We start from the raw sequence: 16637 nt of genomic DNA, 5'->3' as shown, positions 1-16637 counted from the left end.
GTATTTTCATACAGTATTACGCACATTCACTGCGAGGAATGACCATGGCGGTACAAGCAGTCTATTTTTCCGATAGGGACGGCCTGGATATGGCACTAAAAAACCCTGAGACCATGCTTTTCACATCAAAAGCAGACGCCGATGCCAGAGATAAAATACTGGAACTGGCGGAAGAAATTCAGGTTTTCCTGGCCCGGAAAGTTGAGGGCCTGGGCGATGACATGGCCGAAAAATGCGCCATGGCCATCGCCGAGGACAAAGATCTCTTTCAGAGAGCTCTGAAAAAGCCCGAACTCCTGAACGCTGCTCAGGAATAACCTGAGCAGCTGTGCCATACCCCCTTATCAAACCGCTCCTGCTCACCCCCGGGAAGCATTCTGTGCAGCCACAGCCACTGATTGCGGACTAACCGTGCAACATCAGGCTGGCGGTCAACAATTGCTTGAATGCGCTCCCTGGGGGCATCAATCAAAACGGTGAGACGAAGCGGTTCATGGCGCCAGTAGATGCCATCGTGCACGGACTGTAATGGCAGGCCAATACGCAGATCTGTTCCGTTCCCTTCAATAACACCAAGGTTTCCGCCAACCACGGAGTGCAGCAGCTTGTTCCCGGCGCCATAAACTTCCGGTGCCGTAACCGACGCGAAATACTGAAGGTTGATCCAGTTTGCCACCATCATGGGCGCCGACATCAGCGCCTCCAAAACCTGGCCCTCGGTGTCCAGATCAGGATCATAGTCATGCAGAAACACTCTGCCCGACAGATTCTTTCCCCGGGTTAAATCCCGCTTTGCGAAAATAATGGCGGCATTATTTGCAAGGCCCCACTCAGGCCGAACCTCTGACCAATCCACAGCTCTCTGGTGCATAGCAACCAGCAGTTCTTTGTCTTCAAGCCCATTGAGCTTCAGCGGTGTTGCCCTTTCCTTTCTTGCCTCTCGTCCGGCACTCAGAAACGAGGCCTGCAGTTCCAAAAGCAATGCCCGGTGAGAAGCTGGCACAGACTCCTGATCAAACAGCGTTACCTCATCCGTTACCGTGCAGTGCTCTGCCGCAACCGCCAAGGTAGTGTCCGGTATGTGAATACCCTCTGCTGCAAGACCTTCGCGTACCTGCAAGTCATTAAAAAGTGCAGCTGCCAGCCGTGCGTTCACACCACCGCTCTGGCCACCGCAGGCACCGCAGGCCATACCTGCATGATTAGGGTTATTGTCTGTTTGTGTGCCGTGGCCAACGAACACAAGCAAGGGAGCAAAGTTGCGAGTCAGGGACATTCCCTGCAGAAAACCCGCGACCAGCTTAACCTTCTCTGGTACTGCCAGAGGGTCGCCTCCGAGATGGTGTACCAGAGTGCCTTTTAACGAGCCCGGCTTTACGGGCTTTCCGACATTCTTCTGATGAATACTGTCTTTGAAAAGCTTCCAGGCCCATGCGAGGCCCGTGGTCTCCACCAGGGTGAAGGTCGAAAGGCTGCTGTACTTGGCATTGCGCACGGATTCCCTGGTTATTTCCCGTTGATCAAGCTCGCGATTCAGCGCGTTATCACCTTCGGAACTGCCCTCAGTGTCAATCAGCCGGTACGCCGGTGCCAGCAGCCCGGGTAATCGCTGGACCTCTGAAAAGGGGCCGTGGCTCTGATGTGAAACAGGCAAACCAAAGAAGCCGGCAAACCCCAATGTGCGCACCTGAGGGCTGTTGTTCTCCAGATGGCGCCTCATCACCTCGGAGCGCACGTCGATACAAAAAACCGCCTGAATATCAATTTCAGTCTCTGAAATCTTGACGTCGGATTCTTTGCCAGGGCGCTCACGAATTATATGCATGAGCGCCCGCTGATACCCGATCTCATAGGCACGCTGCCAGATCCAGAGCAGCTTTTCTTCCGGGTCGTTCGCAGCATCCAGACCACCGGAGCCATCGGCGCCGCCTCTTTGCAGAGTCCGGCGAACTTTCCCCCACGCCTCTGCCCTCGCCGCAATCTGGTCAACCGATGCACATTCAAGTGCAACAGACTCCCACACCAGCAAAGCGGAAAGCAGGGACTCTCTTGCTTCGGAGTCATCTCCAGCAAGGCCTGCGCGCCAGTCCACGCCGCTGCTCCATGAGGCCCAGCCAAGCACCCGCATCAGCAGATTATGGCAAAGCACCTCCAGTTCGTCAGCGCTCAGGTTAATCAGGGCTACAGCTTTTTCTACGGCCTGTAACCGGGCCTCAGGAAATGCCTTGAGCTGTTCGCGAGCTCCGGCAATACCCGTTCTGTAGTCCAGCGAAAGGTCTTGCCGCGCGGCTTCAAGCCAGAATTCAAAGAACCCACCTTGGCCGTCTCGGCTTCCGGATGCCGACCAACGGGCCTGGCGTGCGTCAAAAAATGCGCCACAAAGACGTCCGATTTCATCGCACACCGCATCGGAAGCCTTAACGCCTTCTGCGCTTTCCGGAAACACATCAAGAATCGAGAAGCGAAAGGACTCCCCAGCCTGTTCGCCACGCTTCAGCAGATCGAACAGTGGCTGAAGGCCGGATTGTATGCCGCTCTCGTCCAGGCTCTCCTGCAAGTCCGAATCAGAAATCCTGCCACCCTCCCAAGCCTCACGGTAAAACGCTGCCGGCATAAGGAAGGAAAAGTTGGCTCTTTGCTCCAACATGCGCTCGGCGCGCTTTACCGGCAGATCACGAAGCCCCCAGAAAGGGTTAACAGCAATCCAGCTGTCTAGTGGCCAGATCGGCGCAATCAACTCACAGGCCCGTGTTATGGCGCTCTGAAAACCACTATCGTCCATAACGGTTGCGGATACAGCTGCGCTGGAATCCATCATGATCTCTTCTCCATGGTGAACGGATGATGGGGAATTCTCTTGAGCATGCCAGGGGCGTTCAGTGCTTCAGACGCCAGGCGGTGGGTAATCCGGTCAAGCATCAGTTCAAGGTAAAGCCCCTTGCTGAAGTGACGCCACAGGTTGCTCGTAAACCGGTTACGACCACCGTGCAAGATCAGCCCTGAGACCGTGACCAGCGTAATCATGAGCGCCAGCGCGATAGCATAAGCGACCAGAGGTGTATCGAAGTTTGTGTGCACAGGCACCGCCGGCCCGACCAGAGCATGCAGCACGCCATAAGCGGGAACCAGAAGCAGGGCAAGCAAGGCAATGCGGGTTTTTGATGCAATCGTCGCGCCCGCCGGCACTGCAATCACCGCGCTTGAGACCGCAAGCACCAGTAATGCACCAAACACCAGGTTACTCTCAACCAGGCCGGGAGCCTGCAACAGGATGAGTGCTGCGATACCACCGGTCAAAAGCGCCCAAAGCAGGCCCGAGGAAGAACGCTGCTGGGCAAAGATACCAACCGCAGACGCTTTGACAGTCCTGCCAGAGGCAAGAAACGAATGCGCTTTATAGAGTGAGTGGGCCAACAGGTGTAACAGTGCAAGTGTGTAGGCCCCCATTCCGATCTCGAAAAGCATGAAGCCCATCTGCGCACAAGTAGACCAAGCAAGTGCGTGCTTCACTGAATACTGGGTCATCATGGTGAGCACCGCGATAACCGCAGTAAGCCCGCCAATGGTCAGCAGAATAAGGTGACCGGCCGTGAAGCCTTCAAAGACCGGGAAAAGACGCAGCCAGAGAAATCCACCCAGGTTGATGACACCCGCATGCAACAGGGCAGATACCGGAGTCGGCGCTTCCATAACTCGCAATAGCCAGCCGTGAAACGGAATTTGAGCGCACTTGAGAATGGCAGCCAGAGCAAGTGCTACCGATGCAAGCGTCAGTGGGAGTGAAGACGATGGCGCAGCGCTTTGTGCCTGGATCATATCCGGCAGATAGAAAGTACCGTGATGGATATACAGCAGAACCACACCGGCGACCACGAGCGCATCCCCTGCCCGGCTGACAATGAACTTCTGCACGGCTGCCATCCGCGCCTGCGGTCTTTCAGGGTAGAGAGTTAAAAGATTATGCAGGGAAATACTGACTCCTACCCAGGCACCGGCCAGAACCAGCAGGTTGTTGGTCATAACCAGAATCAGAACACAGGCTATCGTCAGCAGAAACCATGGCAGGAAACGCTCACGGCCGGGGTCGCCACGCAGGTAACGCTCCGAAAAACGCAGAATCACCCAGCCTACAAAGCCCACCATCACCGCCATCCAGGCGGCCACGCCGGTGGGGAAAAGACCAAACCAGCGGCCAGGCACGGCCAGCGAGCTGTTAGAGGAGCCGCTCTGGAGATCAAACAGGAGCACTGCCGAAATCAAAAGCGTGGTACCCATTGAGAACACCAGCAGTTTTTCCGCCAGGCGCCAGCAGTGGTTCAACTTCAGCGGGTTGCGGGTCCAGGCGCTGAAGCCAGCAAGCGTCAACAAAGCAGCAGGTGCCGCCAGCCAGGCCAGCAGAAACAGTGTTGATAAAAACAAAGCGAGATCGTTCATGGGTGCCTTTCTCCTGATTTCTCTTTACTTGCTTCCCCATGTACTTTGCCGACAATAGACTGATATAAAAAATGGTTTATACTGAACTTAATGTTCTCTTTTTAAGAACGATCTGAAGAGCTCTGAGCATGAAGCTTAACTACCACCATCTTTATTATTTCTGGATGGTTGCCCGCACAGGCCACCTCACCCAGGCAGCAAATGCACTGCATATTTCGCAATCAGCGCTGTCCGGACAGATACGCAAGTTGGAAGCTAGTCTTGGGCATGATCTGTTTATCCGAGAGGGCCGCCGCCTCAAGCTATCCGAGGCAGGAAGAATGGCGTTTTCCTACGCCGAAGAAATATTCCGTCAGGGAGAGGAGCTTGCTGCAGTATTTGCGTCCGGTACACAGGTAAACCGGGAGGTGCTGCGTATCGGAGCCGTGGCAACGCTATCCAGGAACTTTCAGGAAGCGTTCCTGCACCCGTTACTGGGGCGGGAAAATCTTGAGTTCAGCCTGCAAAGTAGTGATATTGACGAGCTACTAAGGCGCTTGTCCGCCCACAGGCTTGATCTGATTCTTTCCAATCAGCCAGTACGCGGTGATGAAGCCAACCCCTGGCGCTCCCGGCTGATCTCAAAACAGCCTGTAAGCATTATCGGGCCCCCGGAATCCGGCCAGAAAGTGACCTTTCCCGACTTTCTCGAGGGGCGCAGCCTGATCGTTCCTGGCGCTGACAATAATATCCGGCAAGCCTTTGACCAGCTGTGTGAATACCACAAAGTGCGCCCCAGGCTGGTTGCAGAAGTGGATGATATGGCCATGATGCGATTGCTCGCCCGGGATTCGGGGCACTTCGCCGTTTTACCTCCGGTGGTGGTGCGGGATGAGCTCAGAAACGGGGATCTTTTTGACTACGGAGCTCTGCCGGGAGTCTACGAGGAGTTCTATGCAATCAGTATCCGCCGCCAGTTCGAAAGCCCGGCCCTGCGCGAGCTGCTCTCACAGCCGGTCGAAGACTTTATGATGCGCCCCCTGAATTGATCATTCTGACCATCAACTCTGTCGTAAACAGCCATGACTCCGGTCACAGCAGATACGTATACTGAACAAGTCGTCATAAATACAATAAAGGTCGGATCACCCGGTATGACTCAGCAAAACAACGTTACGCAGCCATCGATCATCATAATCGGAACGGGATTTGGCGGCCTCGGCATGGCGATTCAGCTAAAAAAAGCCGGCTTCGGGAATGTCACGTTGCTGGAAAAAGCTGGCCGCGTTGGCGGTACCTGGCGAGACAACACGTACCCCGGCGCAGCCTGTGATGTTCAGTCACACTTTTACTCCTATTCTTTCGAGCCGAAACACGACTGGTCCCGAAAATTCGGTCTGCAGCATGAACTGCTCGGCTATATGGAGCACTGTGTTGAAAAATATGACCTCGGCGAACAGATTCGCTTTAAATGCGAAGTCGCTGACGCCGTGTTTGACGACGTCCGCAACCTCTGGACGCTAAGGCTTACCGACGGTGAAACGCTGGAAGCGCAAGTGGTCATAACGGCAACCGGCCAACTGAACCAGCCTGCGTGGCCCAATATCGAGGGCATGAGCGATTTCGAAGGTGCCTGCTTTCACTCGGCCCGCTGGAACCATGATTACGACCTCAAGGACAAGCGCGTTGCGGTTATCGGCACCGGAGCAAGCGCTATCCAGTTTGTCCCTGAAGTTGCCAACAAGGTTAACTCTCTCGCCCTGTTTCAGCGCTCGGCCGCCTGGGTTCTGCCAAAGCCAGACCGGCCGTTCAAAAACTGGGAGCAAGCCCTGTTCAAGGCCATTCCCGCTTGGGACCGGCTGTACCGCTATCTGATTTACTGGAAGAACGAAAGTCGGGGGCTGGCATTCACGCGCTTCCATCGCTTGCTGGACATCTTTGCGTGGCAAGCAAAGAAGGAAGCCAGAAAACACGTCACTGATCCGGAAAAACTCAAGCACATCATTCCGGATTATCAGATTGGCTGTAAGCGAATTCTGATTTCCAACGATTGGTATCCGGCCATTAACCAGCCCAACCTGGATCTTGTCACGGACCCGATCGAAAAGATTGATAGCACCGGCGTTCAGACGCTATCCGGCAGGCATTACCCCGTTGACGCCATCATCCTTGGTACCGGCTTTCGTGCTTCGGAGTTTCTGTCACCGATTCGTGTAACCGGGCGTGGTGGTGTAACGCTGAACGAAGCCTGGCAGGATGGCGCTGTTGCATTCAAAGGGATTACGGTCTCCAGCTTCCCAAACCTGTTTATGCTCTACGGACCAAATACCAACCTGGCCCATAACTCGATTCTCTACATGCTGGAATCCCAGTTCCAGTATGTACTTGGCTGCCTGGAGGCCCTGCAAATGCACCCAGGCAAAGCCATGGATGTACGCAAAGATCGCCTGGAACAGTATTCCAGTGTTGTTCAGGAGGGACTTGAAGGCAGCGTGTGGAGCTCCGGGTGCTCCTCCTGGTACCTTGATGCCAACGGCAAAAACACACTGAACTGGCCTGGCTTTACCTTTTCGTACCGTTTTTCTACGCGCCATGTGGATACAGCGGACTATCAGTTCCTTGATCCTGCCGGGTAATATCTGTTTGCATCCGCCATACATTCATAGGATGATTGGTTGATCAGATAAACGGATGATAGGTTAATGCTGAAAAAAATCCAGAAAGGCTCTCTGGTGGAAACCGCGATAGAAAGCCTGAGACACGCCATAGAAACAGAACAGTGGCTGGTGGGCGACAAACTGCCTGTGGAATCGGATCTCTCCGAGGCTTTGGGAGTGAGCAGGAACACCGTACGAGAAGCCGTGCGAGTACTGGCCCACGTGGGAATGCTGGAAACCCGGCAAGGAGACGGCACCTATGTAAGAGCGACCCGCGATGCGGGGGAAACCCTCAAGCGCATCGCCCGTACCCAGCTCACAGACCAGCTGGAAGTCCGGATCATGCTGGAAACGGAAGCGGCAAAGCTGGCGGCACAACGGCGCACCGAACAGGACCTCCGGTCTATGACCATGGCACTTGATGCAAGGGGGAAAGCCGATGCCAACCTCGAGGCTCGTATTCATCACGATGAGGCGTTTCATCACGCGCTGGTAGCCGCATCCCACAACTCGGCACTGGCGGAGCTTTACGATTACTTCTCCCACGCCATCACGCAGACGATTGAACGCACAGAAAATGACGCAGACTTACCGGAGCCCTCTCAGGAAGACCACGAACTGCTTCTGGCCGCCGTGCGTCGTCAGGATTCGGTAAAAGCCGAAAAGCTTGCCCAAAACCTTCTTGCGCCCAGCCTTAAGGCTCTTCGGAAGTGAGGCTCCTGATTATGAAGTTCAGGCCAGACACCTTTACTGTTCTGCTACTTGGCGCAATTGTCCTGGCTTCATTTCTGCCAGCTACAGGCGCTGCCGGAAATTTGCTGGCAAGTGCCGGAACTGTAGCCGTCGCCCTGCTCTTCTTCTTCCATGGCGCAGCGTTATCGCGGGAACAGATCGTTGCGGGTGCATCGCACTGGCGGTTGCACATACTGATCACTGCACTAACGTTCGTGTTCTTCCCCCTCGTAGTGCTCCCCATTAACGGCATAAGCAGCTTTGCCCCATCGTGGATGCCGGCAGACCTGGGGCTTGGCTTTCTGTACCTGGGGGTATTGCCCTCCGCCGTTTCCTCATCCATTGCCTATACCGCTATAGCCAGAGGTAATGTACCCGCGGCTATCTGCAGTGCCGCTGCATCCAATGTGTTTGGCATGATGCTGACGCCCTTCCTGCTATTATTGCTCGTCAGTTCTGCAGGAAGCGGAGATTTTGCAGTGGGCGAAGCCCTGAAAGATATCGTCTTGCAGCTGCTGCTGCCGTTTGCGGTCGGCCACGCCATGCGCCCCATTCTGGGAGGCTACCTGGCACGCAACGAAGGCCTTATGGCGCGGTACGATAAATGTGTTATCTGGCTTATCGTGTACTCTGCTTTCTCACATTCTGTGGCAAGCGGTCTCTGGCAAAATCTGCCGGTGAAAGCCATTGTTCTCACAATACTGCTATGTATCGGGCTACTGGCATTGTTTATGTTTTTCGCGAGGTTTCTGGTGCGGCGGTTCGGGTTCAGTCTCGAAGACGAAGCAGCGGTTGTTTTCTGCGGCTCTAAAAAGAGCCTGGCTTCCGGATTGCCCATGGCAAAAGTGCTGTTTTCCGGGCACCCCGGGTTCGGCATGATTGTTTTACCAATTATGTGCTACAACCAGGTTCAAGTAATTCTCGGCGCCATTCTGGCCCAGAAATACCGGGAACAAATCGCTGAGTCCAAATCTACAGAAACAGAAGCGCAGTGAATGGGCGGCGGTTTCAACCGCCGCCCATACCGCCAAACAGAGTGGCGAGTATAACAAGCCCGATAACCCAGCCAATAACAGCTGGCCAGAAATTGACCATTTGTGGAGACTCTGAACCTACACCCTCTGCTGCCACGCCCGGCTCCGGATGGCTGACCTCATCTTCCTGGGCTACGACATCCTGAAGGCTGTTCCAGTCAAACCATTCCGACAAGAAGTGCACTACCGGCGCTGGAAAGCTGCCGTTTTCGGCCATCGGATGAAGCTGTGGTTCCAGTTGCCGGCCGATTTCCCGGCGCAGAGGCAATTGATCAGCCGGCGGCTCACAGAGTATCGCTTTCCATATACCCGCATCCCGCGTCCTGCCGGAATCGTTCAGAAGCGCCTTGATTTGAATTATCACTTCCCGGACAACCTGGCTCTCCGAGGCGTCCAGCTCGCGACCAATTTCCCTGCCATTCATATCAGGCTTACTCCCACCCTTGTGATTGATTACATTTTTGAGAGACAAATGACGTGTCGTCAAATACGATAGCGAAAACATAGCTTCGCTTTTAACTCGGCAATTATAGAACGACACCTATGCCCGTTACGAATTTCAAAAAACACAGTCAATGGCGTTCCGATTCTTCTTGCGCATTGGGTTTTGTAGCGACAGGGTTTCTGGGCTCTATGCTGCTTAGCCCAGCGCCGGCCGCTGCCCAGTCGCTCTCCGACGAACCTGATCAGGTTGGCTTCTACGGATTCAACGACGAGATACCAGAAGTACTCACGACCACCCGACTGCGTCAGCCTAAAACAAGGGTTCCCGGAACGACCACGGTTATCGATGGCGAGATGATTCGTGATCTGGGCATTATGAGCCTGGTGGAGATATTTCGTCTGGTTCCGGGCATGGTGGTGGGAGAGGTAGGCAGCAGCACGCCGGTCACAACCTATCACGGCACAGTGCACTATGAACAACGGCGCATGCAGGTACTGGTCGATGGCCGGACCGCGCACCGCGCCACCCTCTCTGATATGGACTGGCAAACCATGCCAGTCCCGCTCGAACTCATTGAAAGAGTCGAGGTAAGCCGGGGACCGAATTCAGCGGCCTATGGCATTAATGCCTTTCTGGGAACAATCAACTTCATTACCCGCAACCCGGCAGACACACCTGGTACAGAGGTTCGCGTTGTTCGCGGTTCCAGAAACTACGTCCGCACCTTTGCTTCCGTTGGCGATGTCAGCGAAAGCTACGACTGGCGGTTAGCGTTCGAAAAGCGCAAATTCGGCGGTTTTGATTATCAGATTGAGGATCGGGAGCGGGTACCTTTTAACGACGGCCATGACATCAACGTTTTTAACTATGACTCCCGCCTGAAGGTGAACTCCGGTTTTAACGCAGATATTCGCGTTGGCGTCGTTGATGGAATAAACGAAGAAGATGTTTATAAAAATGGCGAACTCGGTGCTACTGGCAACCCGGACATTGACGTGCGGGACTATTATCTCCAGACACAGCTTAACTTCACGACATCGAGAACCCATTTTTTCCACGTCCAGGTGAACTTCGAGAACTTCGATCGCAGACAGCGCTGGCCCATAGAAGTACCCGAATCAGTCGTAAATTGCCTCGCCAACGGTGCCGATGTATTTGACGACGCTAATAACTGCTTTCAATCAGGCGGTACCCCACTAACCGCCAATGTAAACTCAGACTCCGAAGACTCCAGGCTGGAATTCGAGCTTCAGGATACGTTGTTATTCAGTGATAACCTGAAGCTCGTCACCGGGCTGGGCTACCGCAAAGACACCTATCGCTCTGAGACGTTTTTCAACGGACGGGGAAACGACTATCAGTCGCGGGTATTTGGCAATCTGGAGTACACCCCTATCAACTGGCTTACCTTGAATGGTGGCGGTAACTGGGAGCATACGACAACCACCAATGAGGGCTATTTCTCACCTCGGCTTGCGGCAAATTTCACGCTTGGAAACAACCACGCGCTAAGGTTCGTGTATTCGAAAGCCGTGCGCACACCGGACGGTTTTGAGCAAAACCCGGATTACGGGTTTACATTGAGAGATGTCCGGCCGACACAATACGCTTCGTTCGAAGGCTATCGGGTAGAAAATACTCTCGTTACCCGGGGCGGAAAACTTGAAGAAGAGAACATTATATCGAGAGAGATCAGTTACTTCGGGCAGTTTCCTATGGATCGAGGTCAACTCTCTCTGGAAGTCAGGGTATTCAAGGACAAAATGCGAGATATGATTAGCGGTATCATCGGTTTTGAAGACTGGACGATCGACAATAACGTTGATATCGACCAGAAAGGCTTTGAAGTTGAAGCTGCCATGGAGTACCCCGGAACAACATTCAGAGTCAGCTACGGCTATCTTGACCAGGATGACTGGTACAACGGTCCGGAAATTTCTTCTGACGATGCTATCAACAAGGATGAAAAGCAGTACAAGGTAGACCTTCTGGGACGACTCTCGGCAAGGCACTCCGGTAGTATCGCATTAATTCAGAACTTACCGTTTGGCCTGAAAGGCTCCACCGCCTTTTACTGGGCAGATCAACTCAAGGAGTCCCGGTTTGAGCGCCTCGACCTTCGTCTGGCAAAATCTATTTTTCAGCCTCGTTATACGGCGGAGTTTGCTGTGACTATGCAGCATTACATGAATACAGATCCGGATATGAGCATTGATAATAATATCGAGGATCAAAATCAGCTCTTTCTGGAAGCAGGTATCCGCTTCTGACCTCCAATCAGGGAATGCTTCTGACCCGGGATGGTATGACAGAAAACGTCGTTTTATTTTGGAGGTGGGCTGCAGCCACACTCCTTCAGACTCTGATAGTAACGGCAATACTTGTCGGTACAGCGTCTGCGCAGGCACAGGATAATGATCATGCACCTGTTTATCTGGCAGGCTCGGGTAATGTCACTCTGGACCAGCATATAAAAAGCCTTCTTGAGAAATACCTCGGCAGCCAACGGGACCTGATTCTGGTTTCGGATAAACAAGCAGCGCTGATAGACAATGCCCCCATTGTAACGATCGGCCCCGGCGCATTTTCCCGCATTCGTCAGGCGAATCGCAACGCCCCAGTGCTTGCACTGCTGGCAGCTCAGGATTTTCTTGACGGTTTTGCAAACCGGTCACCGGGGCAAATTTCCGGAGTCTATTACGACATTCCGTTGCTCCGGCAAGCATTGATCGGAAAAGCTATTCTTCCACAGGCTGTCCGGATCGCACTGATTGCAACCACAAGTTCTGCTGAACTTTACGACGCCCTCATTGATCAGCTGCCCCAGTACGGCCTTGAGGCCCGACTATTCATCGTGGACGATGACAAACAACTCATACCGACACTCACCCGGGCGTTGAGTTACGGCGATTTTCTGCTGGCCGCACCAGACAACACCATATACAACCCCAGAACTATAAAACACGTTCTTCTGACCGCTTATCGCAGAAACAGGATCGTCATCGGCCCAAGCCAGGCCTATGTCAAAGCCGGTGCTCTGGCATCCGGCTATGCACCCTTCCCGGTCATGGCCGAGATGGCAGCCAGATATCTGCAGGAATTCTTTGAAACCGGAACATTCCCGCAACCGGATTATCCCGCCAGCTTTCGGGTAGAGATCAACCAACAGGTCGCCCGATCCCTCAATATTCCTCTGGCATCAAGGGAACAGATCGCCAAAGCCGTTGAATCGAAGTTAGAAAATAGAGGGGAGCAAGGCGATGAGTAAGTACACTAACGCCGGCACGCCGCTTTCCCACAAGCTCTTGCTGCTGGGCGCATTGCCCGCCATTGTAATGTTTATAACCCTGATCGGATTCTTTACCTCTGCGCGGCTGGAAGATGCCAGACGTGATCTTTCTGACAGTAACCAATTGTTGGCTGACAGCCTGGCATCTTCTCTCGAGTATGCCGTTGTATCCGGAAACACGCTGGCGCTGCAGGAAATTCTTTCTCAGTCCATCCGGTACAGCAAGGCGGACTGGATTCGCGTAACCGACGTGGTCGGCGAGCAGATTGGCCTGGTGGCGCATAACAATACCGAAACGCTTGAACTGCCGGGTGAGTTTAAGGTTTATGAAGCCGAGATTCTTCAAAAGCCACTGGCGTTTGAGACAGACAGGAAAACCCAATGGTTCGAGCCGGAATATGGATACGGATCAGGTGCACTGCGAGTCGGCACTGTTCAGGTGGGTGTCAGCGATAACGTTCTGGAGGCACGTCGCCAGGATATACTCTGGACGTCTGTTGCAGTCGGGTTTTCGGTGCTGCTGCTTACTATTCTGGTGATCAAGCACTCGCTTAGCTCAATCCTTTCGCCTATCCACCAGGTTTCCGGGCGCATCAGTCGTCTGATTGAGCGAGACTACCGGACTACCAGGATAGACATACGGCGTAACTCCCGGGACGTTATCACCATTGAGCAACAGCTCAACGAATTGGCAGAGCGCCTCGGCGCTCTGCGAGCATCACGAGAGCAAACACTCGCCGCCTCGGAGCTTGCCAGAGAAAAGGCGGAGATCGCAAGCAATACCAAATCCGAGTTTCTGGCAACCATGAGCCATGAGTTGCGCACACCTCTCAACGGTGTACTAGGCATGATTGACCTGACCCAGGAGGAAGCGCTTAGCCCCAGACAAAAGGATTATTTGCAAACCGCCCGACAATCCACTGAAGATCTTCTGACAGTCATAAGCGATATTCTTGACTATTCCCATATGGATAGAGGCGCGATCATCCTCGAACAGCAAGTGTTCGATCTGCGAACCCTCATCACAAATTGCGTTGCGTCATTCCGTCATGTCGCCGAAAAACAGGGACTGGCGCTGACGCTCAATTTTTGCGGCGACTGGCCAGAAGTGCCCCAGGTAACAGGAGACGCGCCGAGGCTTCGGCAGATTCTTGCCTGCCTGCTCGATAACGCGATCAAATTCACCAATGAGGGCTTTGTAAACGTTCGGGCAGGCTGCTTTGGCGTTGAAGATGGCTTCATTATTCTCAACTGTTCCGTAAGTGATTCAGGGACCGGAATCCCCCATGAACACCTCACGGACATCTTCAGCTCGTTCGAACAACTGGATGCTGGCGATGCGAGGGGCCTTGGCGGTTCGGGTATCGGGCTGTCTCTGGTGCAGCGTCTGGTTGAACTTCTTGGAGGACACATTCAGGTAGAAACAGACTCAGGCAAAGGCTCTTCATTCCGCTTTGAGCTGCCTCTGGAGCTGGCATCTCAGGCAGAAATACCTGAGACACCTGAAACAACGGAACAAGCCGAAGGCACCCTCTCTAAGAGGGCTCTGGTTGTTGAAGATAACCCGGTAAATAAGCGCATTGCAGTCGCGTTGTTAGACCGCCTTGGTTTTTACACGGACGCTGTCACAAGCGGCAAAAAAGCGCTGAACAAAGTGCGCACCAGCGATCCGGGTTATGACGTGATTCTTATGGATTGCCAGATGCCGCGAATGGATGGCTATGAAACAACACGTTATATCCGTGAGTGGGAAGTTGACAACGGCCTGGGCAGAACGCCTGTCATCGCCCTTACCGCCGATGCACTGCCCGGTACAGAGCACAACTGCCTTGAAAGTGGCATGGATGACTACCTGTCCAAACCAGTGCGAAAGGAAAATCTGCGGGAGGTTTTGGCGCGCTGGGTCAGTCTGACGACAGACTGATAGAGGGCCGATAGAAAGCTGAGCCCTTCCTTGGGCCCCTGTTCAGATCAGCCGACCGGCTCTCGCATTGTGACAAATTCTTCGGCGGATGTTGGGTGTATACCCATGGTTGAATCAAATTGAGCTTTGGTTGCACCGGCCTTGATTGCCACAGCAAGCCCCTGAGTGATTTCGCCGGCATCCGGTCCGACCATGTGGGCGCCAAGCACGCGATCCGTTGCGTCATCGACGACAAGCTTCATCAGGCAGCGTTCATCGCGCCCGCTGAGAACATACTTCATAGGCCGGAATTCAGAGCGGTAGATTCTCACGGCATACCCTGCTTCCCGCGATTCTTCTTCCGTTAGCCCCACCGTACCAATATTGGGCTGACAGAAAACGGCTGTAGGAATCGCGGTGTAATCCATCTCACCCTCACCATCCCCGAACAACCTGCGGGAAAGCACCATCCCCTGCGCGAGCGCCACCGGTGTAAGTTGTGGCGTACCGATAACATCACCAAGAGCCGTTACCGAAGGTACTGAAGTCTGGAAATAATCATCCACCACCACATGCCCGGAAGCATTAAGCTCGATACCCAGTTCGGTCAGGCCCAGGCCGTCTACCAGCGCCCTTCTCCCTGTTGCCGCCATAACAAGCCCGGTCTCCATAACGTCTCCGTTACTGAGTTTGACCCGGTAGTGGGAGTTCTCGGCTTCTACAGACTCAATCGTTACACCGAACTCAAGCCGGACGCCTTTTTTGCGCATTTCCTGCTCGGTAAACCGACGAACATCGTTATCAAAACCGCGGAGGAACAGATCGCCGCGATAAAGCAACGTGGTCTCAACACCAAGGCCAGCCAGAATGCCTGCAAATTCAACCGCGATGTAGCCACCTCCCCAGACCAACGCCTGCCTGGGTAGTTGCGGCAGATAAAACATCTCGTTCGACGTGAGGATACATTCCTTACCCGGAATGTCCGGAACCACCGGCCAGCTACCTGTCGCCACAGTTATGTGCGCCGTTGTGTATTCCTTATCACCCACAACAACCGTATTGGGATCCTTTATGGATGCAGTGCCTTCAATAATGGTAACGCCGGCGCTCTCAAGCAGGCGGCCATAAATGCCATTAAGTCGCTCTATCTCGGTGTTTTTATTGGCAACAAGCGTGGGCCAGTCGAAGCTGACACCGTCCATTGGCACATCCCAGCCATAACCCGCTGCATCTTCCAGTTCGTCTCTGACATGGGCCCCATAAACAAACAGTTTTTTGGGCACGCAGCCAACATTCACACAGGTACCGCCGAGATAGCGGGATTCGACTACCGCTACCCGGGCACCCCGCCCGGCTGACATACGCGCCAGGCGCACGCCGCCGGAACCGGCACCAATAACAATCAGATCATAATCCTGGCTGTCAGACACAGTGTCTCCTGTTGCTTGTTACAACGTTAGTTTTGATTGGCCGTTACCTTGGCTTCCGGATGGATTTCACGGAACAGTACGTGATCCTCAAAACCACCAAGTTTGATTTTCCCAAGGCTGCGAAAGCCTTCAGATTCGTAAAAAGGCAGATAGCGGTTGTTACCTGTATCCAGAACCAGACCCGTTCCAAGGGGGTTCTCCGCACAGAGCCTCTGAACGGCCTTGAGCAGCAGCCGACCATAACCGCGATTCTGGTATTTGGGATTAACTCCCATCAGCGGCAGCTGATGCGCCAGTGGCTGGGGCAACATTGCACGTATTTTCTCATGGTAGTCCAGATAGCGGCGGGTAGAGGCAAAGCCTGCCGTCAGCACCATGCGGATCCGCCAGCTGAGCTGATCCGCCAGATTCAGGCGCAGATCCGGGTCGCCGATGAACGCCACAGCAACCAGCGTATCATTGACCATGACACCGACCGCTTCCTGATCCAGATCAAAGTACAGATCAACCAGTTCACGCACGGTAGCCCGGACTCGCTGGTTATAGCCAGGTTTACGATGGTTGAACAAGTATTGAAACGTTGGTTCGTCCCGATACGCGTCATACAGAATCGATCTGGCTTCATTCAAAGCACTGACATCCAGGCGGACAATAACCGATTCGGGCTTGTTATCGCTATTCATGCTTCCTCTCCTGCATCTGTCCGGAGAGACAACCCCGGAACCCTGTTACTC

13 protein-coding genes are annotated in these 16637 nt (G+C 53.8%); 8 read left to right on the top strand and 5 right to left on the bottom strand.

Annotated elements, in window-relative coordinates; translation table 11 throughout:
* Positions 1-44: 44 nt before the first annotated feature.
* Positions 45-317 (top strand): YebG family protein, encoded by a 273-nt coding sequence (locus BUA49_RS13335; RefSeq protein WP_072798445.1) that lies wholly within the window; start codon positions 45-47, stop codon positions 315-317.
* Here BUA49_RS13335 and BUA49_RS13330 read toward each other — a convergent pair.
* Both BUA49_RS13330 and BUA49_RS13325 read right to left on the bottom strand, forming a co-directional pair.
* Complete coding sequence (locus tag BUA49_RS13330) at positions 308-2818, bottom strand: YbcC family protein (RefSeq protein ID WP_072798443.1); 2511 nt, start codon at positions 2816-2818, stop codon at positions 308-310. The genes BUA49_RS13335 and BUA49_RS13330 overlap by 10 nt on opposite strands.
* Positions 2815-4434 carry an NADH-quinone oxidoreductase subunit L gene (locus BUA49_RS13325; protein WP_072798441.1) on the bottom strand — a complete coding sequence of 540 codons (1620 nt, stop codon included), beginning with the start codon at positions 4432-4434 and terminating at the stop codon, positions 2815-2817. The genes BUA49_RS13330 and BUA49_RS13325 overlap by 4 nt, the downstream gene beginning before the upstream one ends.
* A gap of 128 nt (positions 4435-4562) precedes the next feature.
* Between BUA49_RS13325 and BUA49_RS13320 the strand changes: the two genes are divergently transcribed.
* From BUA49_RS13320 to BUA49_RS13305, 4 genes are all read left to right on the top strand, one after another.
* Positions 4563-5462 (top strand): LysR family transcriptional regulator, encoded by a 900-nt coding sequence (locus tag BUA49_RS13320; RefSeq protein ID WP_072798439.1) that lies wholly within the window; start codon positions 4563-4565, stop codon positions 5460-5462.
* Between the two features lie 105 nt (positions 5463-5567).
* Entirely contained in the window at positions 5568-7049 is a 1482-nt protein-coding gene (locus BUA49_RS13315) for a flavin-containing monooxygenase (RefSeq protein WP_072798438.1), read from the top strand.
* Positions 7050-7115: 66 nt separating this feature from the next.
* A complete protein-coding gene (locus BUA49_RS13310; protein WP_072798436.1) occupies positions 7116-7784 on the top strand; it encodes a FadR/GntR family transcriptional regulator in 669 nt (222 codons plus the stop codon).
* Positions 7785-7795: 11 nt separating this feature from the next.
* Positions 7796-8797, top strand: coding sequence for a bile acid:sodium symporter family protein (locus tag BUA49_RS13305; protein ID WP_072798687.1), 1002 nt, complete (start codon positions 7796-7798; stop codon positions 8795-8797).
* A 13-nt stretch (positions 8798-8810) separates the two neighbouring features.
* On the opposite strand, the gene BUA49_RS13300 is transcribed toward BUA49_RS13305, so the two are convergent.
* Positions 8811-9260: a hypothetical protein gene (locus tag BUA49_RS13300; RefSeq protein WP_072798434.1), complete on the bottom strand. Its 450-nt coding sequence runs from the start codon at positions 9258-9260 to the stop codon at positions 8811-8813.
* Positions 9261-9469: 209 nt separating this feature from the next.
* Between BUA49_RS13300 and BUA49_RS13295 the strand changes: the two genes are divergently transcribed.
* Genes BUA49_RS13295 through BUA49_RS13285 form a run of 3 tightly spaced genes read left to right on the top strand, consistent with a single transcriptional unit; the run spans position 9470 to position 14494 of the window.
* Positions 9470-11551, top strand: a complete 2082-nt coding sequence (locus BUA49_RS13295) for a TonB-dependent receptor plug domain-containing protein (protein ID WP_139248787.1) — start codon at positions 9470-9472, stop codon at positions 11549-11551.
* Between the two features lie 35 nt (positions 11552-11586).
* Positions 11587-12549: an ABC transporter substrate-binding protein gene (locus BUA49_RS13290; protein ID WP_228704489.1), complete on the top strand. Its 963-nt coding sequence runs from the start codon at positions 11587-11589 to the stop codon at positions 12547-12549.
* Positions 12542-14494, top strand: coding sequence for an ATP-binding protein (locus BUA49_RS13285; RefSeq protein ID WP_072798430.1), 1953 nt, complete (start codon positions 12542-12544; stop codon positions 14492-14494). Before BUA49_RS13290 ends, BUA49_RS13285 begins: the two co-directional genes overlap by 8 nt.
* Before the next feature lie 47 nt (positions 14495-14541).
* On the opposite strand, the gene gorA is transcribed toward BUA49_RS13285, so the two are convergent.
* Entirely contained in the window at positions 14542-15903 is a 1362-nt protein-coding gene (gorA, locus tag BUA49_RS13280) for a glutathione-disulfide reductase (protein WP_072798429.1), read from the bottom strand.
* Positions 15904-15929: 26 nt separating this feature from the next.
* A complete protein-coding gene (locus tag BUA49_RS13275; protein WP_072798427.1) occupies positions 15930-16586 on the bottom strand; it encodes a GNAT family N-acetyltransferase in 657 nt (218 codons plus the stop codon).
* Positions 16587-16637: the final 51 nt, after the last annotated feature.

The sequence above is a fragment of the Marinobacter antarcticus genome, from assembly GCF_900142385.1.
Classification (GTDB): Bacteria; Pseudomonadota; Gammaproteobacteria; order Pseudomonadales; family Oleiphilaceae; genus Marinobacter; species Marinobacter antarcticus.
Note: the sequence above shows the minus strand (reverse complement) of the source record. Positions and strands in the feature narration are given on the sequence as shown.